This is a genomic window from Polaribacter haliotis, from assembly GCF_014784055.1.
Lineage (GTDB): Bacteria > Bacteroidota > Bacteroidia > Flavobacteriales > Flavobacteriaceae > Polaribacter > Polaribacter haliotis.
The window spans coordinates 106,527-132,946 of record NZ_CP061813.1 but is presented as its reverse complement, the minus strand read 5'-3'; the positions used below and the strand labels follow the sequence as shown (position 1 = coordinate 132,946).

At 30.5% G+C, this 26,420-nt stretch carries 16 protein-coding genes; 9 read left to right on the top strand and 7 right to left on the bottom strand.

Going from position 1 to position 26,420, the window contains the following annotated elements; translation table 11 throughout:
- Positions 1 to 3: 3 nt before the first annotated feature.
- The 6 genes from H9I45_RS00375 to H9I45_RS00350 all read right to left on the bottom strand — a co-directional run bounded on the left by H9I45_RS00375 (position 4) and on the right by H9I45_RS00350 (position 6,856).
- On the bottom strand, positions 4 to 1,251 hold the full coding sequence (locus tag H9I45_RS00375; RefSeq protein WP_088355272.1) for an NAD(P)/FAD-dependent oxidoreductase: 1,248 nt from the start codon (positions 1,249 to 1,251) through the stop codon (positions 4 to 6).
- Positions 1,248 to 1,508, bottom strand: coding sequence for a DUF3781 domain-containing protein (locus H9I45_RS16455; RefSeq protein ID WP_088355273.1), 261 nt, complete (start codon positions 1,506 to 1,508; stop codon positions 1,248 to 1,250). The genes H9I45_RS00375 and H9I45_RS16455 overlap by 4 nt, the downstream gene beginning before the upstream one ends.
- A gap of 7 nt (positions 1,509 to 1,515) precedes the next feature.
- Positions 1,516 to 2,526 carry a 4-hydroxyproline epimerase gene (locus H9I45_RS00365; protein WP_088355274.1) on the bottom strand — a complete coding sequence of 337 codons (1,011 nt, stop codon included), beginning with the start codon at positions 2,524 to 2,526 and terminating at the stop codon, positions 1,516 to 1,518.
- Positions 2,519 to 4,252 carry a DUF885 domain-containing protein gene (locus H9I45_RS00360; RefSeq protein WP_088355275.1) on the bottom strand — a complete coding sequence of 578 codons (1,734 nt, stop codon included), beginning with the start codon at positions 4,250 to 4,252 and terminating at the stop codon, positions 2,519 to 2,521. Before H9I45_RS00360 ends, H9I45_RS00365 begins: the two co-directional genes overlap by 8 nt.
- A 3-nt stretch (positions 4,253 to 4,255) precedes the next feature.
- Positions 4,256 to 5,839, bottom strand: coding sequence for an aldehyde dehydrogenase (NADP(+)) (locus H9I45_RS00355; protein ID WP_088355276.1), 1,584 nt, complete (start codon positions 5,837 to 5,839; stop codon positions 4,256 to 4,258).
- Between the two features lie 204 nt (positions 5,840 to 6,043).
- Positions 6,044 to 6,856 carry a dihydrodipicolinate synthase family protein gene (locus H9I45_RS00350; protein ID WP_254712586.1) on the bottom strand — a complete coding sequence of 271 codons (813 nt, stop codon included), beginning with the start codon at positions 6,854 to 6,856 and terminating at the stop codon, positions 6,044 to 6,046.
- Between the two features lie 298 nt (positions 6,857 to 7,154).
- On the opposite strand from H9I45_RS00350, the gene H9I45_RS00345 reads away from it, so the two are divergent.
- On the top strand, positions 7,155 to 8,000 hold the full coding sequence (locus H9I45_RS00345; RefSeq protein WP_088355278.1) for an AraC family transcriptional regulator: 846 nt from the start codon (positions 7,155 to 7,157) through the stop codon (positions 7,998 to 8,000).
- 1 nt (position 8,001) lies between these two features.
- Here H9I45_RS00345 and H9I45_RS00340 read toward each other — a convergent pair whose 3' ends face one another.
- A complete protein-coding gene (locus H9I45_RS00340) occupies positions 8,002 to 12,105 on the bottom strand; it encodes an ATP-binding protein (protein WP_088355279.1) in 4,104 nt (1,367 codons plus the stop codon).
- 307 nt (positions 12,106 to 12,412) lie between these two features.
- Here H9I45_RS00340 and H9I45_RS00335 point away from each other — a divergent pair, with 307 nt between their 5' ends.
- The 8 genes from H9I45_RS00335 (at position 12,413) to H9I45_RS00300 (ending at position 26,372) form a co-directional block, all read left to right on the top strand.
- A complete protein-coding gene (locus tag H9I45_RS00335) occupies positions 12,413 to 15,601 on the top strand; it encodes a SusC/RagA family TonB-linked outer membrane protein (protein WP_088355280.1) in 3,189 nt (1,062 codons plus the stop codon).
- Positions 15,602 to 15,617: 16 nt separating this feature from the next.
- Positions 15,618 to 17,159: a RagB/SusD family nutrient uptake outer membrane protein gene (locus H9I45_RS00330; RefSeq protein ID WP_176397604.1), complete on the top strand. Its 1,542-nt coding sequence runs from the start codon at positions 15,618 to 15,620 to the stop codon at positions 17,157 to 17,159.
- 40 nt (positions 17,160 to 17,199) lie between these two features.
- Positions 17,200 to 17,841, top strand: coding sequence for a hypothetical protein (locus tag H9I45_RS00325; protein WP_140422782.1), 642 nt, complete (start codon positions 17,200 to 17,202; stop codon positions 17,839 to 17,841).
- Positions 17,842 to 17,852: 11 nt separating this feature from the next.
- Complete coding sequence (locus H9I45_RS00320; protein ID WP_088355283.1) at positions 17,853 to 18,932, top strand: DUF5007 domain-containing protein; 1,080 nt, start codon at positions 17,853 to 17,855, stop codon at positions 18,930 to 18,932.
- Positions 18,933 to 19,288: 356 nt separating this feature from the next.
- A complete protein-coding gene (locus tag H9I45_RS00315; protein WP_088355284.1) occupies positions 19,289 to 20,647 on the top strand; it encodes a Gfo/Idh/MocA family protein in 1,359 nt (452 codons plus the stop codon).
- Positions 20,648 to 20,749: 102 nt separating this feature from the next.
- Entirely contained in the window at positions 20,750 to 22,315 is a 1,566-nt protein-coding gene (locus H9I45_RS00310; protein ID WP_088355285.1) for an arylsulfatase, read from the top strand.
- 125 nt (positions 22,316 to 22,440) lie between these two features.
- Positions 22,441 to 23,745: a sulfatase gene (locus H9I45_RS00305; protein WP_217896869.1), complete on the top strand. Its 1,305-nt coding sequence runs from the start codon at positions 22,441 to 22,443 to the stop codon at positions 23,743 to 23,745.
- 11 nt (positions 23,746 to 23,756) lie between these two features.
- The gene (locus H9I45_RS00300; RefSeq protein ID WP_088355287.1) at positions 23,757 to 26,372 is read left to right on the top strand and encodes an alkaline phosphatase D family protein; all 2,616 of its coding nucleotides are present in this window, start codon (positions 23,757 to 23,759) and stop codon (positions 26,370 to 26,372) included.
- Positions 26,373 to 26,420 lie beyond the last annotated feature (48 nt).

The window sequence follows — 26,420 nt, the reverse complement described above, 5'->3', positions numbered from 1 at the left end:
AATTTAAAATTTTCTATCTGGGTGAAAAGGACTTAAATCTAAGGAAGTTTTTTTATTAGAAATAACTTCAGAAATTAATTTTCCTGTGGCAGTTCCTAAACTCCAACCCATCATTGCATGTCCTGTTGCAATGGTTAAATTTGTGCATTTCGATGATTTCCCAACATATGGCAAACCATCTGGAGAGCAAGGTCTTAAACCACAAGCAGCCAATTCTTTTTCGGTTTTTGTAATTTGTAAATTGTTATAATAATTTTGTGCAGCAGTTGCAATTGCTTCCACTCTTGTAGGATTTATTTTATTATTAATACCTGCAATTTCCATAGTTCCTGCAAAACGTGTAAAGCCATCCATAGGTGTTACTGCTACTTTTGCTTCACATAAAATGGCAGGAATGGTAATATTTGTTTCTCTTTCTACATTAATTCGATATCCTTTTCCTGCTTGAACAGGAATATTTAATCCTATTTTTTTAGCCAATAAAGGACTCCAACTTCCTGCTGCCAAAACAACCTCATCTGCAACAATACTTTGTTTATCTGTAATTATTTTTGATATTTTATTTGCAGTTACATCAATATCTAACACTTTTTCATTTTTAAAAAAAGTAACACCATTTTCTTTTAAATAACTAACCATTTCTTTCATAAAATGATTTGGTGTCATATGTGCATCTGAATCATAATAAACTGCGCCTTTTATATTTAAATTTGCATTTGGTTCTAACTCTTTAACCTGTGTCGCAGTTAAATTTCTAACTCCTAAACCTTCTTGAATCCCTCTTTTTCCAACTTCCCACTCTTCTTCTCCAACTTTGTCGGTTTTATAGCACATTAACAAACCTTTTCTTTCATAATGAAAGTCGAAATCTTTAGATTCTTTTAAATCTTCATATAAATCTCTTGCAAATAAATTAATGTCTTTAATCGCTTTAATTGAGTTCTCTACTTTTTCTTTTGTTGCAGATTTTTTAAACGCCCAACTCCATTTCAAAAAATCGATATCTAATCTCGGTTTCACATAAAACGGACTCTTAGAATCGAACATCCATTTGATTCCTTTTGTAATAATACCAGGTGTTGCCAAAGAAATAAAATGACTTGGAGTAATATAACCTGCGTTCACATAAGAGGCACCAGAATCCATATTAGATTGGTCTATTATTGTTATTTCATGACCATCTTTTAATAAATAGTAAGCAGAACAAAGTCCAATAATTCCACCTCCAATAATTACTACTTTTTTACTCATTTAATCACTTTATCTACAGTTATAATTCTAAATGTATTCGAATTAATTGTAATTTTTATATTGAATTCCTTGTTTGTTATATAGAAATTCTTTCCTTTTTTTTGGTAATCTTCTATGGATGTTTGTATTAAAACTTTCGCAATAAGATTTTCACTTTCATTTTTTGAAAGACTGGCTTCCAACTTCTTATTTATTCTTTCATAAACAAGTGTTGTATAGCAATGATTTTCTAAAATTTGTTTCTTATTTATAGACATTCAGTTTTTAGATTACCTGAAAACCATGTGCATATGGGTCGTTTTCATCATCAATAATAATGGTATTGTAACCATACACTTTTGCCCAACCTTGTATACTTGGTATAATTGCTGGTTTTCCATCTAAAATTGTCTCCTCTTCCACTCTTCCAATAAATTTAGAACCTATAAAACTTTCGTGAATATATTCCTCTCCAATTTTTAATTTTCCTTTGGCATGTAATTGTGCCAATCTTGCTGATGTTCCTGTTCCACAAGGACTCCTATCAATTGCTTTGTCTCCATAAAAAACCGCATTTCTACCAGAAGAAGTTGGGTCTATAGGATCTCCAGTCCATAGCATATGAGAAACATCTCTTATTGTTTCATTTTCTGGATGGATAAACATATTTGAATATTTCTGGTTGATTTTCGCTCTTACAATTTGAGAATATTGTACAATTTTTCCAGCAGTAAAATTATGAACTCCAGAGAAATTCTTCTGTGGATCTACAATTGCGTAGAAATTTCCACCATAAGCAACATCAAACGTGATTTCCCCTAATTCAGGGCAGTCAACAGTTAAATTTTCTGCTGCTAAATAACTTTTTACGTTAACTAATTTTACCCAATCTACTTTTTCTCCTGTTTGTTGATATTCGATTTCTACCAAACCAGCAGGCGCTTCCATTTTAATTTTACCTGGAATTTTTGGTGTGATTAAACCTTCTTCAATCGCAATTGTTATGGTTCCAATTGTTCCATGGCCACACATTGGCAAACAACCTGAAGTTTCTATAAATAAAATAGCAAAATCGTTTTCTGGATTGTGAGGTGGAAATAAAATCGAACCACTCATCATATCATGTCCTCTTGGCTCGAACATTAATCCTTTACGAATCCAATCGTATTCTTTTAAAAAATGCTGACGCTTTTCACTCATATTGTTGCCCTCCAAATTCGGACCACCACCAGCAACAACTCTTACAGGGTTTCCACACGTATGTGCATCCACGCAAAAAAAAGTTTTTTTACTCATTTAATGTGTTCTTTATGTAATTGTTCACTCGGTTTTCTAAAATAGATAAGGTTACAGTTCCTTCTCCTAAAATAGTTTCGTGAAATTCTCTAATATTAAATTTTTCTTGTAATTCTTTTTCTGCTTTTGCTCTTAGCTCACGTATTTTTATCTCGCCAATTTTATAAGAAATCGCCTGTCCAGGCCAAGTAATATATCTGTCTGTTTCTGTTGTAACTTCGTGGATTGATAATGCTGTATTGGAAGCCATATAATCGATTACTTCTTGTCTAGACCAACCTTTTGCGTGAATTCCAGTATCTACAACCAACCTACAAGCACGCCACATTTCGTAGGTATATTTCCCAAATTTCTCATAAGGAGTTGTGTAAATACCCATTTCATCTGCCAACGTTTCTGTATACAATGCCCAACCTTCTCCATAGGCAGATAAGTACAAATTTCTTCTAAAAGCAGGAATCGTTTCTGGTAATTCGTCATTTAAAGATTTTTGTAAATGATGTCCTGGAACTGCTTCGTGCGCAGTTAAAGCAGGAATTGTGTACAAAGTTCTACTTGGTAAATTATAAGTATTTACCCAATAAAAACCTGCTTTTGTTTCGCTGTTTGTTCCTGAATATCTTCCTGCAGTATAATTAGGTGCAATTGCTGCTGGCACAGGAACTACTCCATAAGGTTTTCTTGGTAATGTTTTAAAATATTTTGGCAATTCTGCATCAATTCTTTTGGCAACATCTCTTGCAAACATTAATAATTCTTTCGCTGTTTTTGGATAAAATTGTTCGTCTGTTCTTAAAAACTGAATAAAATCTGCAAATGAACCTTTAAAACCTAATTCGTCGATAGTTTTTTGCATTTCTGCTTTGATTCGAGCAACTTCTTTTAAACCAATATTATGGATATCGTCTGCAGTATATTGTGTACTTGTGGTGTAAAAATTGATTCTATTTTGATAAAATTCTTTTCCATTTTCAATTGTTCCAACTCCCAAACCTTTTCTGGTATTTGGAAAATAATCGTCTTCAAAAAAAGTTTTTATTTTTTTATATTGATTGATGGCATTCTGCTGTACACTAACATTCGCAATAGCTAAAACAGAATCTTTAAATTCTTCTGATAAGTTTGAAGGCAAATTTAAAAATGGTTTGTAAAATTCACTTTTTGTTATGTCTGAAACAATATGTTTATCGTACGTAAAAGTATAATTACTATAAGCTTCTTTCGGTTGTGAAACTCCAGCTTCTACTCCAGCTTTTAACAAACTTAAATTGTAATTAATTTTTTTAGGTAAGTTTTCTAATTGCTTTAAATAATTTTTAACTTCTTCTTTATTTTTTAATTTTTTATTGCCCATGTTTCCTAAATTCAAATGAAAAGCAATTTCGTTTGTCATTGGGTTTAAGTGCATTTTATAGGTATTTCTATCTATTTTATCTTGTAAAACAAATAGTAATAAATCTCTTGAAATCTTTTCACTTTCAGATAAATCTTTAGTTGAAACGTTTTGTAATTCATCAATTAAATTTTGAGCATTTTCTGCTTCTAATTGATAAAACTTATTCGTATTTTCTAAAGATTGGTATGGATCGAATTCGTGTTTTATTTTAGTTTCGTGCTTTGCAATTACCATTGCTAAAGCATCACTTGACGATTCACTTGAAGGATTATTTTTACAAGATAAAAATCCAATTAATAAAAAAATTCCAAGAAATTTATAGCTTTTCATAAATTAAATTTTATCTGTTATTTTCTTTCCATCCACAGTTCTTAAAATTCCTAAAGGATTACTGTTTTTAAGTTCTGCAGGAAGTAAGTCATTTGGCCAATCTTGAAAACTAAAAGGTCTTACAAAACGTTTTATAGAATCTACACCAACTGCTGTAAATCTACTATCTGTAGATGCTGGATATGGGCCACCATGTAACATAGAAGCACAAACCTCTACTCCTGTTGGAACTCCATTGAAAATAATTCTACCAACTCTGTTTTCTAATTCGTGAATTAAATTTACATAATTGCTAATTTCATTATCATCGGAAATTACAGTTCCTGTTAACTGTCCTTCTAATTTTGACGTAATTTCTCTTAATTCAGCTTCATCTTTACACTGAACAACCAAAGAATAAGGCCCAAAAACTTCGTGATGTAATGTTGAATTTTCTAAAAATGTTTTCCCTTGTACAGTGGTAACTACTTGTTTTGCAAAGTTTGGTTTAACATTTTCTGAATGTGCTCCTAAAACATCAATTCCATTTTGAGACAAGGCTTTATCTTTGTTTTTCTCGTAAGTACCTGCAATATTTGGATGCAACATACAAGAAGGTTCTATGTTAACAATTTCTTCTGCCAACGTATTTACAAAATTGGTTAATCCTGCTGATTTTATCCCTAAAATTAAACCTGGATTCGTACAAAATTGCCCAGTTCCTAAAGTTATAGAACCTGCATATGTTTTTGCAATGTCTGACGCTCTATTTTCCAACGCTTTTGGCAGAATAACAACAGGATTGATACTTCCCATTTCCGCAAAAACCGGAATTGGTTCGTCTCTTTTCCCTGCTAAATCGTACAATGCTCTTCCTCCTTTTAAACTTCCAGTAAATGCTACTGCTTTTACCTTTGGGTTTTGCACTAATTCTTGTCCTACTTCAATTCCACTGCTATTTAAGTTTGAAAAAACGCCATTTGGCATGCCCGTTTTTTCTGCAGCTTTTATAATTGCTGAAGCAACTAATTCTCCAGTTCCTGCATGCATTGGATGCGATTTTACAATTACAGGACAACCTGCTGCGAATGCTGCTGCAGTATCTCCACCTGCTGTAGAAAATGCTAACGGAAAATTAGAAGCTCCAAAAACCACAACTGGACCTAAAGAAACATTCATTTTTCTTAAATCTACTCTTGGCATTGGCTCTCTCTCTGGTTGTGCAGTATCTATGGTTGCTTCTACCCAATTTCCTTCTTCTACATGATTTGCAAAAGCGCGTAATTGACCTAAAGTCCTGCCTCTTTCTCCTCCTGCTCTTCCTGCTGGCAAACCACTTTCTAAACAATAAACATTTAGTAGTTCTTCTCCTAAGTTTTCGATTTCTGTTGCAATTGCTCTTAAAAATTCTGCTTTTTTTGCTCCAGAAACTTTAGAATAGGTTTTAAAAGCTTCTGTCGCCAATTCACAGGCTTTATTAACTTCTGCTGAAGTTGCTTCTGTAAACGTCCATTCGTTTTCAATATTTTTTTGCGGATTAAATGTTTTAAATGTTTTATTTCCGTTTGCTGTTGTTGTATTTCCTATATAGTTTTTTCCTGTAATCATTTTTAATTATTTTTTTTATGATTTCTTCCCAAATTTACTCATTTGTAAGCTACTTTTTTTAATCATAGATATTTTTGCAATAATAACTTAAAAAGAAAAACCTTTTCTCATAACCATCTTTAGAATTATGATTAATGTGTTATACTATCTACATTATGATTTCTTAACAAAAGAAGCATTCTCATTTTTGATTATTTGAAAGAATCAACTTATTAAGTCTAAAACTTCAAGTCTTTCTTTTGCTAAAATATATCTTGCATTCACATCATCTATTTGCTGTTGAGTTAATTTCTTACCAAAAGTACGAAGTCCTCCAGCAATATCATTTTGATGTATTCCCATAGCAAGTTTAAGATATTCCATAAGTAATGGTTGCGCATCTAGATAAGATAAGGAATTTAAAGCCTGAGAAATTTTATTTGCCTCAGCCCATTCTCCATTTACAACATACTCCTGCATAGTAACACTTGCTTTTGGAAAGATAGTACCTACACCTGTAATTCCTCCACTTGCTCCAGCGAGTCCTGCATATACAGTTACTGTATCTACTCCTGCCAAAACTTTTAAATCTTTATTCTCTAACATTAATGTTTCAATAATAGAAACATCTATAGTCGATATTTTAAGAGCAGTTACATTAGGAAGAACAGAAAGTCTTGTAAGAAGGTTAGTTGATAGTGCATGATAACCAGCAGCATCAGGATTGTTATAAGGCATAATTGTTACACCTACATCTTTTGCAGTTGCTTCAGAAAGTGCATAATACTCATACATTTCTTTTTCAGAAGGAACTGTCTTTGTTTTTGGAGGCATAACCATAACTGTATCAACTCCAACTTTTGCAAGTCCTTCAACGATTTTGGCAAGTTCTTCTTTAGTTTCTGCTGCAGCTCCACTAATCAAGGGAACATTGTATTCTTTAGCAACCTCAGAAAGAGATTTGAGTAAAGAAAGACGCTGCTTGTTGCTCAAGTAGCTATTTTCACCTAAAGTACCAGAACCAACAAGTCCGCTCATTCTGCTTCCACCCTTTCCTTGAGTTTTTAAAATATCTGCAGCTTGTTTTTGTGTTATATCAAGATCAATTTCAAGAGCACCGGATTTTGACTCTTTCAGCCATGTAAACACGGCTGGCATTACGCCATTCCATTGTATACTCATAATTATTATTGTTTGTGATTTATAAATTCTTTTTACAAATTTACATTAGAAATGAAAAGAGAAGTTAATTTCCTTTTATCCAAATTAGATACAATATTATCCAATTAGATTACAATACTATTTTTATAGGCTATTATTTGCATATATTTACAACATGAAAGTTTTACCATTTCAAATTCCGAAACCAGAGAATGATGCACTTGTTTTTCAAGAGGATATCGAATTTGTTTTTTATAATAAATTACACCAGCATGAAGAAATTCAGATAAGTTTAATTGTAAAAGGTGAAGGAACTTTAATAGTTGGTGATACTATAAACAATTATGAAGCTGGTAATATTCTCGTTTTAGGTAGTAATTTGCCACACGTTTTCCAAAGCACAGAAAATTTAAAAGCAGAATCTCATATGGTTACGCTCTTTTTTACTGAAAATTCTTTTGGGAAAAATTTTTTCGAACTCCAAGAACTACATGAAATAAATCGTTTTTTTAAACAAGCTAAACATGGCTTTAAAATTGTTTCTGATAAAAATATTACAACACTTTTTTTAGAGTTGAAAACGGCTTCTAAACTAGACCGTTTTATTTCTTTATTACAAGTTCTTAAAAAAGTAACTTCTTTAGAATACGAGAGTTTGTCTTCTTTTATTTATGAAAAAAAATATACAGCTGTAGAAGGTAAAAGAATGCGAGATGTTTTTGATTTTACAATGAGTAATTTTACTGAAGATATTACTTTAGATGCGATAGCAAATGTTGCATCAATGACAAAGAATGCATTTTGTAAATATTTTAAAAAAAGGACAAATAAAAGTTATTTCCGTTTTTTAAATGAATTAAGAATTGAAAATGCGAGTAAATTAATTGTTTCAAACACCGATTTTACCTTGGCAGAAATTGCCTACAATTCTGGATTTAAAAATATATCTAATTTTAATAGACATTTTAAAAGCATTAAAAAAATGAGTCCTTCTAATTATAAAAAAAATTATAATACTTAAATTAAGTAAATTTATTTTTCTTTAAAAAATCTTGTAAATCTGTATTTTGAGATTCCATTTTAAAGGCTTTTGGTGTTTTTCCGAATTCTTCTTTAAAGCATTTTGTAAAATACCTAGAATCCTTGTAACCAACCATATAAGAGGCTTCAGAAACATTATAACCACTTTCTACAATTAATAAAGCTGCCTTTTTTAAACGTCTAGATCGTACAAATTCTACTAATGTTTTTCCTGTGATATCTATACATTTTCTATAAATTACGGAATAACTCATATTTAACGACCCTGCCAATTCGTCTAATTTAAAATCAGGATTTTCGATATTTTTATCTAATTCTTTTACTAAACTTTCTAAAAATTGACCATCTTTAGATGGAACATGATTTTTTTCTTGAGAACTTATAGAGTCTAATTTAAATCTTGAGATTAGTTTTTCTTGTGATTCTAAAATATTGTGAATTTTTAATGTTAGCTCGTAAAAATTAAATGGTTTTCTTAAGAATTCTATTGCGCCAGATTCTAATCCTTCTATTTTTATAGAAGTAGAATTTTTAGCAGTTAAGAAAATTATTGGAATGTGAGATGTTGATTTCTTCTTCTTTAAAATGTTACTCATTTCTACCCCATCCATTACAGGCATCATAATATCGCTAATTATTAAATCTGGCTTATTTTTTTCTGCTAATTCAATTCCTTGTTTACCATTTTCTGCAATAAATAAATTATAACTTTCTGTTAGAATATCTTTTAAGAAAATTTGCATTTCCACATTATCTTCAACAATTAACAAAGTAAATTTCTTATCGCTTTCTTTTATTTTCTTATTAATTAAATCTTTATTTAAAAGATAGAAGTCTTTATCAGAAGATTCAGTAAATAAACTATTTTCATCTACACTTACTTTTTCTTCTGGTGTAAATACATTTTCGTCCATAGAAAGAGAAATACTAAATTTTGTTCCTTCTTTTGAAGACGATTTTACCTTTATTTTTCCATGATGAATATTTATTAACTCTTTTGTTAATGCCAAACCAATTCCGGTTCCTTTTCTACTTTTTCCTAAATCTGATTGATAGAATAATTTAAAAATGTCTTTTAAATCTTTTTCAGGAATACCTGGGCCAGAATCTGAAATGGAAATTTTAATTGTTTTCTTTTTCTGATTTTCTTCCACTACGATTTTTACAGTACCTTCTGGAGGTGTAAATTTAAATGCATTTGATAGTAAATTATATAAAACATGTTCTATTTTATCTAAATCGTACCAAGTAAATATTTTTTTATTTGGGTAATCTTGAATGAAATCGATATTTTTAAATCTAGCTTGTTCAGAAAACGAAACCGATATTTTTTTCAAATGAGCAATTAAATCATTTTGAGATGCATAAACTCTTAATCTTCCTAGTTCTTTATTTCTAACCGTCATTAACTCTGTGGCTATTCTAGAAAGCCTGTTTGCATTATTACTTATAATTTGCAAACGTTGTTTTAATAAAGTATTACCATTAGAATCTGCTCTTTGTAACATATCTGCAATTGGACCTAAAATTAAGGTTAAAGGAGTTTGTATTTCATGAGACATTTTGGCAAAAAAATTCATTTTAACAGCATAAATTTCTTTTTCTTGATTGTTATGTAACGTTTCTTTAATTAATTTTTCTTTCAATCTAAACCATACGAAAATGCTATAAACTATAATTAACAGAATTAATGTATATATAAAGTATGCAAGCGTCGAATTCCACCAATAAGGTTTTATTTTAATATCAATTTTACTTGATTTAATATCCCAAACTCCTTTTGTAGAACCTGCTTTAACTTTAAAAGTGTATTTACCTGAAGGAATATTTGTGTAAGTAGCAATTCTGTCTTTTTTTGATAAAATCCAATTTTTATCAAAACCTTCTAACATATAAGTATAATAATAATTTGGGTTTGCAATATTCTCAATTGCAGAAAATTGAAAAGAAAAGGAAGATTGATTTGCCGTTAAACTTAAATTTTCTAAATTTTCTAATCCATTTTTTAATTGATCGTTTATAATTTCGTTTGCTGGTTTATTTAAAATCTCAAGATAATTTATGTAGAGTTTTGCATCTGAAATCTTTTTGTTTAATTTTTCAGGTAAAAAAGCATTTACTCCATGATTTCCACCAAAATAAACATACCCATTATTATCTTTAAAAATACTTCTTTTATTATAAGTATCTCCATGTAAACCATCAGATTGGAAGAAAGACTCTATTATATCGTCTTTAAAATTATATTTATGAACTCCAGCTGTACTACCTAACCACAATTTATTATCTCCTTCGATGATTGTAGAAACAATTACTAAATCTTTTAAATTCTCTTTATTTTCGTAAGATTTAAATGTATTTTCTTTAATATTATAATTAAATAGACCTCCAGGATACAAGGTAAGCCATAAAGAATTATCGGCTCCTAATATTAGAGACCTTATGTTAATCTTTTTTAAATTCTCTTGTATTGTTTTATTAAATGGAATATGTTTAAAGTAAGAGTCCTTAAATATCTCGACCTCATTAAATTGAAATAAACCACCATTATTTACAATTACAAAAATATCTCCATCTTTATTCTCGACAATTCCATGAGAATACTCTCCTCTTAAACCATTGGCATTATAATCGAATGTTGCCAGTAATTTATTTTCTGCTGAAAATATATTAAAAGAGGTAGCAGAAGTGCTCCAAATTCTATTCTTAGAGTCTTTAAATAAAAATCTTACCTCTTCGTTATTTTTTCCAGATTCATCTGGTGTACCTACTTTAGAGAAGTTTCCATCTTTAAAAACCCACAAGCCATTTAAATAGGTAGCAAGCCATAATTGTCCTTTTGGGTTTTCTTCTATACTTTGTATGTATCTAGCTGTAAAAAATTTTTTTCCTTTCTCATTAATACTATAATGAGTTTTTTCTTTGTTTGGTAAAATTCTATTTAAACCTTCTCCATCTGTACCTAACCATATAGAACTATCTGAAGATTTAAAAATTGAAAGAACAGACATTGGTGTATTATCTTCTAAACCATGATAGTATTTTATATAATCATTAGATTTAGCAAGCATATTAATTACCCCAGTTTTATCTAGAAAATATAAATTTCCATTTCTATCTTGAGATATATTTGTTATAGAATTATTACTAATTGAGAATCTATTATTTTTATTATTCTTATAAAGTGTCAATTCATCTGTTTCAACATCAATTTTATAAAGTCCATCTCCATCTGTACCAATCCAAATAAATCCATTAATATCATATAATAAAGAAATAATCATATTAAAGTTTACACTTGAACTATTCTCATTCGAAGTACTGTTGAATTTTAAAAGAAATTCTCTATACTTTTTTCCTTTAGTTTTATATTTATAAATATTTCCATTATCGGACGATATCCATAAATCTTTATTACTATCTAATGCTATTCTTAAATAGGAACCATTTAAATTTGAAGGTAATTCTAGTTCTTCTAATTTATTTTCGTTAATACTGTATTTGTAAATTTTTTTATTGTTAGTTGAAACCCAAAAATTATTATCATTAATAAATTTAATATTAGTTATTTTAAAGCCCATTTTTTTTATAAGCGGTAGACTTGTTATACTATCTAATTTTAAATTATTATAGTTGTATTTATAAAGAGAACCTTCTTCAGAACCAAACCAAACTTGGTTTTTATTTGGAACAATAGCAGTAATTTGAATTTTTCTTTTATTATGTGTTAGAACATTACTAAAACTTTTTTTTCTATTTAAAGTATCTATTTTTATTAGCTCTCCATTTAAAGAAGAAAGCCACATACTTTTTCTATGGTCTTTTTTTACCAAAAATTCTTGATCCGATTTTTTAAAATTTGTAAAAATCGAATCATATGGATTAAATATGTATTCGTACCCATTAAATTTATAAACCCCTTTATTAGAAGTAATCCATAGGTATCCTAAATCGCCTTCTTCGATTTTAGAATTTCCATGAAAAACCTTATCTAGTTTCTTAAAGTTGAGTGGTTCCTGAGAATACCCAAGTTTTACCATAGATAAAAAGATAAATGAAAATAATATTTTTAAAAAAAACTTCATTAATAAATACTGTTTAAACTATTGCTCGAATATAAATAATTAATACACTTTTTCAATTCATTTTTCAATAAAAAATAAAAGTCCTTTAAAATAATTGAAGTTAATAACAAATAGCTACATTTTAATCATTTTATGTAGGTTAAATCACTTTTTATTGAGATTGAAGAAAATACAAACAGTATTAGCAAAAAAAACCTACTTAAATTTATGTTAAATCTTAACATATTTGTGGAGTTAGTAATTTCAAAAACTAATTCAATTCAAGTCAAATTAAATCAAATCAAACAAACTTAAAAACAATTAATTTATGAAACAGCATTTTCTTAAAAATCTGCTATTTGTTTTATTACTAATCACTTATTCCGTAAGTGGTCAAACCAAAACAATAACAGGAAAAATTTTAGACGAAACTGGTGGTCCATTACCAGGAGCCTCTATTGTAGTAAAGGGATCCAACCAGGGTACATCTTCCGATTTTGATGGGAATTTCAAAATCAATGCAAAACCAACAGATATTCTTATAGTAACTTATATAGGTTACGATAAAAAAGAAGTACCTGTTGCAGGCAAAGAAAACCTCTCTATTACTTTAAAACCTGGTGCAGAAGCATTAGACGAAATTGTACTTATTGGTTACCAAAAAGTACGAAAAAAAGATGTTACTGGAGCTGTAACTAGTATTAGTGCTACACAAATAGAAGATATTCCAGTAGTAACTGTTTCTTCTTTAATTGCAACACAGGCTACAGGTGTACAAAACATTACTATGAGTGGTGCTCCAGGAGCAAGACAATCTCTAGTTATTCGTGGAAATACAAGTCTTTCAGGTCAATTAGATGCAAACACAGCTTTTAGTAATCCATTATATGTAATTGATGGTGTACAGACTTCTTTAGAAGATTTAGCAGGTTATAATGTTTCTAATGTCGATTTTTTAGCTTCCTTAAACCCTAATGATATTGAGAGTATAGATATTCTAAAAGATGCTTCTGCTGCTGCTATTTATGGTTCTCGTGGAGCAAATGGAGTTATTATTATTACAACAAAAGGTGGTAAAGCAATGGATAAACCAGAATTTTCTTTTTCTGCTGTTACAGGAGTATCTCCTAAACCAAATTTAGTTCCAATGCTTTTAGGAGCTGCAGAAAGAAAAGCTAAATGGGACATGATAGATAGATGGTGGTTACCTAGAGAGGTTCAGGGTAGTGAAGTACCAATGGTTCTTTCAGATAGTTTAAATCCAGCATTTAACAATAACGTTAATTACCAAAAAATGTTTTACCAACCTGGTACATCTACACAATACAACTTTAGTGTTCGTGGAGGTAGCGAGAAATCTAACTATAGATTTTCTTTAGGATATTTAAATTCAGAAGGAGTTTTAAAAGGAACAGGTTTTAAGCGTTATAATTTGTCTGCAAATACAAATTACAAAGTAGGTTCTAATTTCTCGAATCAATTTAGAATATTGGCTTCTATTACAGAAAATTCAACAGGACAAGGAAACCCTTATGGAGGTTCATACAATTTAAACTCTTCTTTACCTGTAAGTCCAACAAACTTAAACTCGTCTTTATTTAGTATAAGCGAAGAAAGAAGAAAAGCTTTAACTGGTGAGTTAACAGATAAGTTAAATGAAGACAAAGAATTTAAAACAACCTTTTCTAATTTTGCAACTTTAGATCTTTTTGATGGTTTAACTTTAAACTCGCAATTAACCTACGTTTATAGTAGTAATAAAAAGAATTTTTATGAACCATCAACAATTAGAACAAATAAAGATGGTCTAGCTAGTTACTCCCTATATACTCGTCAAAATTTATCTTCTGACCTTTATTTAAGTTATTTTAAAAACTTTGGTGGAAACCATGAAGTTTCTGCTATTTTAGGAAACAAGATCGATTACAATAAATATGAAGATTTAGGTCTCCTTGCAGTTGGTTTTGGTAGTGATGCAATTAAAGTTATAAACAGTAGATATTCACAAGATGAAATTTCTGGTTATTCCGACTTAAATGCGAATTCGTTATTATCTTATTTTGCAAGAGCAACTTACAAATATAAAGACAGATATATTTTTAGTGGAAACTTTAGTATCGATGGTTCTTCTAGATTTGGTACAGATGTACGTTGGGCAAAATTCCCTTCTGCTTCTTTGGCTTGGATTTTTTCTGATGAGCCTATTTTAAAACCTATTCTTTCAGATTTTGTAGACTTTGCAAAATTAAAAGTAACTTGGGGTATTAATGGAAAACAGTTTACACAAAACTATTTAAGATTTGGAGCTTATAACTTAGGTTATGGAGGTGCTGCATATTGGGCAAACCAAATGAATGTTTCTTCATATGGAGGAACAACAGGAGTTGTACCAAATTATAATCAAATTGGAAACAATAAACTATCTTGGGAAAACTCTGAACAGTGGGATATTGGTTTAGAATTAGATATGTTTAACAGACGTCTTAACGTTAGTTTCGACGCTTACCATAAACAAACAGACAAATTATTATTTGATGTATCTTTACCTGGTTACTCTGGGTATAATAGAGCAAAATCTAACATAGCAGGAGTTTTAAACTATGGTTGGGAAGCTTTTGTTACTTACCATATTTTTCCTAGAACGAACGACTTACGACTTTCATTCGATATTGGTTTAAGTAGAAATGAAAATTACGTAACTGATTTACCAAACGGAAATAGAGATTATATTGGAGAGTCTGGAGACTATGGATACGTTGTTGGTAGACCACTTAATTTATATAAGTTTTTTACAAACGATTATATCTTAGATAATTTAGATCAATTACCAGTAAACCCTTATACAGGAGACCCTCTTGCAGGAAAATCTGCATGGGCAACAATACAACCTGGTTTTCCAATTTGGAAAGATTTAAATGGAGATTATATTTTAAATGAAACACACGATTATCAGTTATCAAGAGAGTTTTCTCCTATTCCAGATATTCAAGGTTCTTTCAACATCAATTTAAAATACAAAGCTTGGTATTTCCAAATGTATAGTCAATTCTCATTTGGTGCAGACATTTTTAACTCAACTTTAAATAGTTATATGAATAATTACGATAGAGGTGGAACTGCTTGGGCAGAAAAAGGTTTGGCAGATTTAAGTGCACATACTTTTTGGAATCAACCAGGAGATGGAGCTGCTGGTGTACGTTTTCCAGCAATGTATCCATCTGTAGGAAGTTTAGGTGCATTTTATAGATTTAGAAGTAACCAATCTCTTTGGATAGAAAGTGGAGATTACTGGAAAATTACCAATGCATCTATTGGACATACATTTTCTGGAGAAACTTGGATGAAAAAACTAGGTTTAAATCGTTTACGTTTATATGGTTCAGTATTAAACCCATATATGTGGCAACGTTCTAAAGCTGTTGTAGACGCTTCTTTAGTTGATGCTAAAGGGTATACTTTTGGAAATGGATATCCACAAGCAAGAACTTTTTCAATAGGTATTGATGCAAAATTTTAAATTAAAAAGAATAAAAATGAAAAACATTAAAAAATATTCCGTTCTAACAATGATTGTGTGTTTGTTCGCTACTTTCAGCTGTACAAACATATTAGATCAAGAACCTGTAAATATTACGCACCCAGACGTGTTTTGGAGTAGCCAACCAAATGCAGAACAAGCATTAGCAGGAGCTTACGCTTCATTTAAAGAAGCGATTACCAAACAAGCTAATTTTATATACTGGGGAGACATACCAGCTATGACTTTCATGAGAAGTAGAAATTGGATAAGTGACTATATCCAAAATAATGGAGATTATGTTTTAGCATATAGAGAAAACTCTCGTAACTGGAAAGAATTATATAGAGCTGCTAACTGGGCTTTAACTGTTGAAAAACATGTTTCTGAAATGCCAGCTGAATTATTTTCTTCTCCAAAAGAAAAAGATAGAATAATGGGTGAAGCTGCTTTTGTTAGAGGACTTTCATATTTTTGGATTGCCCGTGTTTGGGGAGATGCACCAATAGTTAAAGAATCTATCGAATCTTCAGACCAATTAATTAATAGCGAAGGATTTGTTGTAAGAATTCCAAGATCTAATGAATTAGAAGTGTTAGATTTTGCATTAGAAGCAACTAACAAAGCAATTGGCTTATTAAGCTACCAATCTCCTGGTTCTACAAATTGGGCAATAACAGCAAATAAAGCAAGTGCAGAAGCATTAAAAGCAGACCTTACTCTTTGGTATGCTTCTAGAGATAACAACAACCCAGAAATGTTAAAAGCTTCTATTGACGCTGCAACAAATGTAATTAACAATAGTGGTGCAGAATTAATAGATTATGTAGCAGAAGGAAAAGCTGGTTTTGACAATATGTGTACTGGAGGTTCTAAAACAGGATTGTTCGAAATTAACATGGATTCAAACATGAACGAATCTTTCCGTATTTATAACTATGACAGTTATTATACTGGTTTAACTTTAAACTTTCCTATTTGGAAAGACAAAAATACAAATGTAGCTCCTGTAATAGACCCAGACTATTATGGTAAAAGAATGATGACAAATGATCCTGACAGAACAAACGATGTTCGTAAAGACATATTCTTTTATGATTATGAAAGTGACGAAAATTCTTTTCCTTTAAAATATTCACATACTTCTCAAGATAGTAATTCCGAAGATGCATATGCTTTATTTACAGAATCTAACATCTTAATTTACAGAATGGCAGATGTACATCTTATTAGAGCTGAAGCTTATGCTAAATCTGACAAAGCTGGTCTTGCTGTAAGTGATTTAAACTTAACCAGAAGTAAAGCAAATGTTCCTGGATATACTGGGGCAATGGATGAAGAAAGCTTAATTGAGGCTATTTTCGAAGAACGTTCTATAGAATTTGTTGCGGAAGGAAAATCGGCATTTGATCGTATTAGAATGAATTATTACGAAGATGTTCCTTGGGTAAATCAAAGTAGAATTGCTAAAAAAGGATACTTTTGGCCAATTGACCCATCAATAATCTCTAACAATCCTTCTATCGTTCAGACAGAATACTGGAGAGGAGCTTTATAAAAAAATGATGATGAAATATTCAACAATAAAAAACAAAGTAATGAAAAATACATGGTTAATAATAATTGCACTTATTACAATATATTCATGTGATAAGGAACTGCAAGTAATAGATGGTGGATTAAGTGAAGAGAATGTTAATGCAACAACTTTCGATTTTATAAGTTCACACAAACAATTAGATACACTTGCTATTTTAATAGAAAAAGCAGGTCTAAAAAACAAAGTAAACGAGCAAACTACGCTTTTTGCGGCAAATAATGCTTCAATTAATAGATATGTAAACTTAGTTTTAGCTAAAATGAGACAAACAGACCCAGAAGCTACATTTACAGTAGACGATATTCCTGTAGATACTTTAACAAAGTATATGGGTGCTTATATTTTTAACGCAAAAATTAAACGTGAGAATATGACGCAAGAAGGGAAAATTCTTGCTGCTTCAAACGGAGATGAAAGAAGAATTTCTTTAGAACCTGTTGATAATTATAATAATTATTTAGAATCTCGCCCAGAATATGTTTATTACACTTATAAAGGTGGTAATGCTTGGGAAGATTGGGATGACGTTAATTCCGATGACGAAAGTATTCTAGTTAGAACCTCTAATATTAGTACTATTAATGGTGTTGTACACGTGTTACAAGGTACACATGTACTATTTAATTATAAAAACAACTAAAACTTTAAACGATGAAAAATATAATAACAATTTTACTATTTATCGTAGCATTGGCTTCTTGTACACCACCTGAAGTTGGTTATATAGACGATAATATACACGCGCTTCAAGACACTATTTTTGTACCAAGAGGAACTTTTAAACTTTCTGCAGTACCTGCAATTGAAGGTTCTACTTACCCATTAGAATGGGAAATTACAGGTGTAACAGATGCAGATGGAAACCCTACAAACGATTTGTTCGAGAAGCACATAATAACCACTTGGTCTGCAGCTTATAATCCAGAAACAGATACTACTTTAGAACTTGCACAAGCAAAAATTCAACAAACAGAAGAACCTTCTATTTTAATGAGCCCTGTAAGTGGAGAAATAGCTTTTACAGGTGCTACTAAATTTGTAAAAAACGACATTTTTAAAATTAATGTAAAAGTAAAAAATGTAAAAGGTGAAAAACAATTAGATAACTTTGTGGTTGTTAAATTATTACCATTTGCAGCTGTAGAATTTCCAACAGAAATGAGATCTAGAATTCAGTTAGGTAAAGACAATGGAGCTTACGACATTGGGTATACATCTTCTATTAGAAATGGAGATGATCCAAATTCTAAAAAAGTTTTAGATGGCACGCATCCATACATATCTGTTATAAAAACTAGCGACGAACCTGCGATTGGAATAGATGTAAAAATGATTATTGCAGATAGTCATGGAACACCATTAAACACTGATAAAATAATTTTTTATCCTTCAGGTTCTAGTTATTTACAGAATTATCATGATAATTCTACCGAAACTACAACAAATGCAACAAATACAGTTTTTTCTTTACCAGCTCCACCATTTCCACAATATGCAAGAAATTATTCAGGAACTAGCTCTTACTTAATGTATTATTTAACAAAACCGACAGCTTTTACTGTAGACAAAGAAGCTTTCGAAAATGATAATGGTACAAAAGACTGGTCCCAATATACAGATGCTTCTACTGGTGAAGTAAGAAATAGAGCATATATAAGATGGGGAATTAAAATTAATGATTCTGGTACTTGGGAAATTAAAATGAAAATACCTTACACTAAAATTAAATAATATTTAGCTATAAAAATTATTTGAATTAATTTAAATTGTAGCAAAAATTAAGGTGCCTAATTTAACAATAGGCACCTTTCTTTTTTAAAATTTATGTTAAGTTTAGTATTCTTTTATTAAAATTTATAACATCTATAATTAGATAAAATTATACGAAATTTTAGAGTAATAAAAATTAAAAACTCATAGAATAATATAAATACAAAATCATCACAATTTGTAGACAAAATAGTCATTCTAAAAAAAATGAAGAAAATACAACATAAATTAGCAAAAAAAAACAACTTAAATTAAAGCTAAATTTTACCAAATTTGTAAAGTTAAATAATAAATATGCAACCTAAATAATACAAAATATGAGTTCTAGAAGAAATTTTATCAAAAAATCTGTTGTCGCTGGAGCAGGAATGACAATGGTTCCAAATTTAAGTTTTGGAAATAATAATATATATAAAAAAGAAAAACTTAAAGTAGGTCTTATTGGAACTGGTTTAAGAGGAATGAATCACTTAAACAACTTATTACATAGAGATGATGTAGAAGTTACAGCAATTTGCGACATAGATCCAAATAGAATTACTATCGCACTTGGTCGATTTGAAAAAGCAGGAAAGAAAAAACCAAAAGTATATGGGAAGGGAGATTACGATTATAGAAATCTTTTAGACTCAAAAGATGTTTCTGCAGTAATTATTGCAACTCCATGGTTATGGCACACACGTATGGCAAAAGATAGTATGAAAGCTGGTAAATATACAGGTTTAGAAGTATCAGCTGCAAATACAATGGAAGAATGTTGGGATTTGGTAAATGTACACGAAGAAACTGGTTCTCATCTAATGATCTTAGAAAATGTAAACTATAGAAGAGACGTTTTAGCTGTTTTAAACATGGTTAAACAAAATGTTTTTGGAGAAATGGTTCACTTTAGATGTGGTTACCAACACGATTTACGCTTTGTAAAATTTAACGATGGAAAATCTGCATATGGAAAAGGAGTAGAATTTGGAGAAAAAGGAATTTCGGAATCTGCATGGAGAACACAACATTCATTATTAAGAAATGCAGATGTTTATCCTACACATGGTGTTGGACCAATTGCTGCAATGATAGATATTAATAGAGGAAATAGATTTACTTCTATTTCATCAAATGCATCTAAAGGAATCGGTTTAAACGATTATATTGTTAAAAATGGAGGAAAAGACCATCCAAATGCAAAATTAAAATTTAAGCAAGGAGATGTAATTACTTCTACTATAGAAACTGCTTTGGGAGAAACTATTATAGTAACTCACGATTGTAATCTACCTAGACCTTATTCTTTAGGTTTTAGAGTGCAAGGTGCAAATGGTTTGTGGGAAGTAGATGGAAATAGAATGTATATAGAAGGAGAGTCTAAACCACACAGATGGGATGATGCTTCTGATTGGTTAAAAAAATACGATCATCCATTATGGAAAAAATATGGAGAAAAAGCAATGGGTGCTGGACATGGAGGAATGGACTTTTTTGTAATTAATTCTTTCGTAGAATCTGCCAAACAAAATATTGCGCCACCAATGGATGCTTACGATGCAGCTGCTTGGAGTGCAATTACACCATTATCTGAATTATCAATAGAAAATAATGGAGAGCCTCAAGATTTTCCTGATTTTACAAGAGGTAATTGGGTAAAAAGAAAACCTTACAAGTGGATGAAAGACACTTATTAAAAGTCAATAAAAATCTATATAAAGTACCTATTTGACTATGTTACATATGAAAATAGGTACTTTCATTTTTTAAAAACATTATTAAACCTTATTTACTCCACAATGTTTACATCTCTAAAAAAAATACAATTACTTGCCATTGTAATCCTTATAATTTCTTGTAATAAAACGAAGCAAGATTCTAAAGACCATATTAAACCAAATATCATATATATTTTGGCAGATGATTTAGGTTATGGCGAATTAGGTTCATATGGCCAAGATAAAATTGAAACTCCTAATATAGATGCACTTGCAAAAAACGGAATGTTATTTACCCAGCATTATTCAGGTGCCCCAGTTTGTGCACCTGCAAGGTACATGTTACTAACAGGACAACATGCAGGACATTCTTATATAAGAGGAAATGACGAATGGAATGAACGTGGAGAGGTTTGGAACTATAAAAAAGTGGTAAAAGATTCTACATTAGAAGGTCAAAGACCAATACCAACATCCACAATTTTATTTCCAAAACTATTACAGAAAGAAGGTTATAAAACAGGTATGATTGGTAAATGGGGTTTAGGAGCGCCACACACAGATGCATTGCCTACAAAAATGGGGTTCGATTATTTCTTCGGTTATAATTGCCAAAGACAAGCACACACCTATTATCCTGTGCATTTATATGAAAACGAAGAAAAATATCATTTAAAAAATGATACTATAGCACCAGGAAAAAAATTAGCTAAAGATGCAGATATAAACGACCCTAAAAACTATAAAGATTATACTTTAAATGAATATACACCAGATTTATTGTTCGAAAAAATGGTGAGCTTTATTTCTAATAATAAACAAAATCCTTTCTTTTTTTATTGGGCAACTCCATTGCCACATAATCCAATTCAAGCACAACAAAAATGGGTAGATCATTACATTAAAAAGTTTGGAAAAGAAAAACCTTATTTAGGAGAAAGAGGTTACTATCCTCATCAAAATCCAAGAGCTGGTTATGCTGCTATGATTTCCTATTTAGATGAAAATGTGGGGAAATTAATTCAGCACCTAAAAGACCAAGGTGTTTATGAGAATACGTTAATTATCTTTTCCTCAGACAATGGTGTAACCTACTCTGGTGGAACTGATGGCGAATTCTTTAACAGTTCTGGACAGTTTGGAGAAAATTATGGTAAAGCTAAAGGTTTCGTTTACGAAGGAGGTGTGCGAGTTCCAATGATTGCTAGTTGGCCTAACAAAATTAAACCAAATACCAAAACAGAACTTATATCTTCTCAGTACGATATTTTAGCAACCTTGTCAGACATTACAGGTTTTAAGCAACCAAAAAACGACGGAATTAGCTTCTTACCTACTCTTTTAGGAGAAAAAAATCAAAAAAAGCACGAATTTTTATATTGGGAATATCCAGAGTATGGTGGCCAAGTTGCAATAAGAATGGGAGACTGGAAAGTAATAAGACAACATTTAAAAAACAAAAAAGAACCAACTTTAGAACTTTATAATTTGGCAAAAGACCCAACTGAATCAAATAATGTAGCTAAAGAAAATCCTGAAATTTTACAGAAAGCTGCAGAAATATTTAAAAGAGAACATACAAACGCTCATTCAGATAGATTTAGAATTCCTTTAATAGAAAAAGGACTTTTAAATACTGAAAAGTAATCATTTATCCCTAAAAAATGGTCATTAAAAAAAAGAGTATCTTTTTTGTTATTTCAATTTTAATATGCTCCATTGTAACATCTTGTTACTACAAAAAAAAAGAGCAAATAAATAAACCTAATATTGTGTTTATTTTAGTAGACGATTTAGGTTGGAGCGATCTTGGCTTTATGGGAAACCCTGTTTACGATACTCCTAATTTAGATTTATTATCTAAAGAAAGTGTTGTGTTTACGAATGCGTATGCTACTGCTGCAAATTGTGCACCAAGTAGAGCAAGTATCTTAACAGGTTTAAATACTCCAAAACATGGAATTTATACAGTTGGTTCTTCAAAAAGAGGAAAAGATATAAATCGTAAATTAATTCCTATTAAAAATACAACTATTTTAAAAGAGAACTTTACAACACTTGGAGAGGCTCTTCAAGAAAATGGCTATATAAATGCTACAGTGGGAAAATGGCATTTAAGCGAAAATCCAATAACACAAGGATTTAATGTAAATATTGGAGGTACAACAGCAGGTCATCCAAAGTCGTATTTTAGTCCTTATAAAAATAAAGCACTTAAAGATGGCCCAAAAGGAGAGTATTTAACAGATAGAATTACAACAGAGGCTATAAATTTTATCGTTAAGAATAAAAAGAAACCATTTTTTTTATATCTGCCATATTACACAGTGCATACTCCATTACAGGGTAAAGAAGAGTTAGTAAAAAAGTACGATATTAAAGTGAATGAAGACAGTCGTTTTAGCGCAAAATATGGTGCTATGGTTGAGAGTATGGACGCTAATATTGGTAGAATCTTAACATCTTTAAAAGAATTGAATTTAGAGAAAAATACCTTAGTTATTTTTACTTCAGACAATGGTGGTTTGGCAGCTGTTTCTTCTCAATTTCCATTAAAAGCAGGAAAAGGTTCTTATTATGAAGGAGGAATAAGAGTTCCTTTTTTAGTTAAATGGCCAGCAAAAATTAAACAGCCTAAAATCACAGAAACTCCTGTTTCTGGTTTAGATATTTTTCCTACAGTTATGGATGCTGTAAATGTACACAAAGATTACTCTTTAGATGGAGTTTCATTATTTCCATTCTTAACTAAAAATAAAGTTGTAAAAGAAAGAGCACTATTTTGGCATTTTCCAATTTATTTGCAAGGAATTAATAAAGTAAAAGATCAAGCTAGAGATCCTTTATTTAGAACAAGACCAGGAAGTGTTATAAGAAAAGGTAAATGGAAACTTCATGAGTATTTTGAAGATGGAGCAATAGAATTGTATAACTTAGAATTAGATATTCAAGAAAAAAACGATGTTTCAAAAAAACATCCAGAAAAAGTAAAAGAACTGTACAATCTGTTAAAAGTTTGGAGAACAAATACAAATGCTCCAGTACCAAAAGAATTAAATAAAAATTATATCGAATAAAACCTAAAATAATGGACAGAAGAAAATATCTAAAAACAATAACATTAGGAAGCATAATACCCTTTATGGCACCTTCCATCTTAGCTAAAGAATCTTTTTCAGTTTGGTCTTATAAAAAAGGAGTGAATTTTAAATCTGATTGGCATAACTGGAACAATATGAAATGGATTGGTCCAGAATATTGGGGAAATCGTTTGCAAGATTGGGTGTTACAAGATAAAGCTGTAGTTTGTGATATTACTGGAAAAAACAGGAATTTACACTTGTTACCTCTTCAAAAACCAAAAGGATTAATAGGTTTTACTACAAATATTAAAATAGAAATTTTAAATAATGTTATTAAAACAAATACAAAAGCTTGTATAGGTTTTCGCTTGGGAGCAGAAGGTCCTTTTAAAGATTACAGATCTGCAGCTGTTTTTGGAAAAGGTTTAGATATTGGTCTTAATGGAAAAGGAGATTTAAAAGTAGGCAAACAAGTTATTAAAACTTCATTAAAAGAAATTCCAAGTTCTTTTCATTTAATTGTTGAAGCCATACCACAACAAACCAACTATTTACTAAAAATTTCTGCCATAAACCCAATTAATAATCAGTTTATTGTAAAAGAAGAAAAAGTAACTTTAGAGGATAAAGATTTAACAGGTAACTTCTCTTTAATTGCAGATGTTCCAGGAAAAATGACTAACGAAATAGCTTCTAAAGCCTCTGTAAAATTTTCTGATTGGTCTATAACTTCCGAAGAATTAAAGTTCGAAGAAAATCATTTTTATGGCCCCATAAACTTTGCACAATATACACTCAATAAAAATAAATTAAAATTGACTGCTCAGTTTTCTCCTATTGAAGAAATTAAAGGACACAGTGCTTTACTTCAATTTAGAATAAATGGAAACTGGGAAACTGCAACTACAGAAACCATAAAAAATCCTGGTAGAGCCGTTAATTTTATTATAGAAAACTGGCAACACAAAACAGCAATTCCATATAGAGTTTTATTAAAAATTCCTTTAAGAAATAAAGAGGAAACTTATAATTACGAAGGAACAATTGCAGCAGAGCCAATAAACAAAACAGATATTAAAGCTGCAGTTTTTAGTTGCAATGCACATTATGGTTTTCCTGATGCAGATGTTTACGAATCCGTCTCTAAATTAACACCAGATTTGGCTATGTTTTTAGGGGATCAGTTTTATGAAAACACAGGTGGATTTGGCCCACAATATCATGGAGAACCAGACAAAATATGTTTAGACTATTTAAGAAAGTGGTACATGTTTGGTTGGTCTTATCGCGAAATTTTTAGACACATTCCTTGTGCCATAATTCCAGATGACCATGATGTGTATCATGGAAATGTTTGGGGAGAATCTGGTAAAAAAGCAGATACTTCTCTTGGTTTTGGTGGTAAAGCACAAGATAGTGGTGGTTATAAAATGAGTGCAGATTGGGTAAATATGGTACAATTTACACAAACGAGTCACTTACCAGATCCATATGATGCAACTCCATTAAAACAGAATATTTCTGTATATTATTCTAATTGGAATTATGGAGGAATTAGTTTTGCTATTTTAGAAGATCGTAAATTTAAATCGGCACCAAAAAATGTGCTTCCAAAAGAAGCAGATGTTTATAATGGCTGGATTCAAAATGATAATTTTGATATTAAAAAATATAAACATTTAGATGCAGAATTATTAGGAAAAAGGCAAGAAAAATTCTTAAACGAATGGGTAAATGATTGGTCTAATGGATCTGAACTAAAAGTTGTTTTGTCTCAAACTAATTTTGCGACTGTTGCTACTATTCCACAAAAAGCAAAAACTGGAGGCGTAATTCCTTCTTTAAGAATTCCTGAAGCTGGAGAATATGTAAAAGGCGAAAAAGGCACTGTAGATATGGATTCTAATGGTTGGCCAGCTGCTAAAAGAGATTTGGCAGTTTCTATAATCCGTAAAGGTTTTGCATTCCACATTGCAGGCGACCAACATTTGGCTTCTTACATACAATATGGTTTGGACGAGCATGGAGATTCTGGACATGCATTTGCAGGACCAGCATTAAATAATTTATGGCCTCGTCGTTTTTGGCCAGATGTAGATAGCTCTAATCATACAGTAGAAAATCCTGCTTATGTTGGAAATCACTTTGATGGTTTTGGAAATAAAATGACTGTAAAAGCTATTTCAAATCCGCAAAATTCAAATAAAGAACCAAAAATTTTACACACAAGAGCAGTTGGTTTTGGGATGGTAACCTTTAATAAAGATACTAGAGATATTAAAACGGAGTGTTGGCCACGTTTTGTAGATCCCACAAAGGAAAACACGCAATATCCTGGATGGCCAATTACGATTAATCAACAAGATAATTATGGTAGAAAAGCAATCGCTTATTTACCAAAAATTAAAGTAAAAAAATTAGAAAAACCGGTTGTTGAAATTATCAATCAAAAAACAAATGAAACTGAATATTCCATTCGTTTAAACACCTCTTCATTTACTCCGAAAGTTTTTGACAAAAACACACTTTATACAATTAAAGTTGGTGAACCAGATACCAATTCTTGGCAAACTAAAAAAGATGTTTCAGTAAATGATAGGTCATTAAAGTTTAAGTTTTAAAAAAAAACACTGTTTTTTGAAACAAAAAAAAAGAGTTCTTTAAAAGAA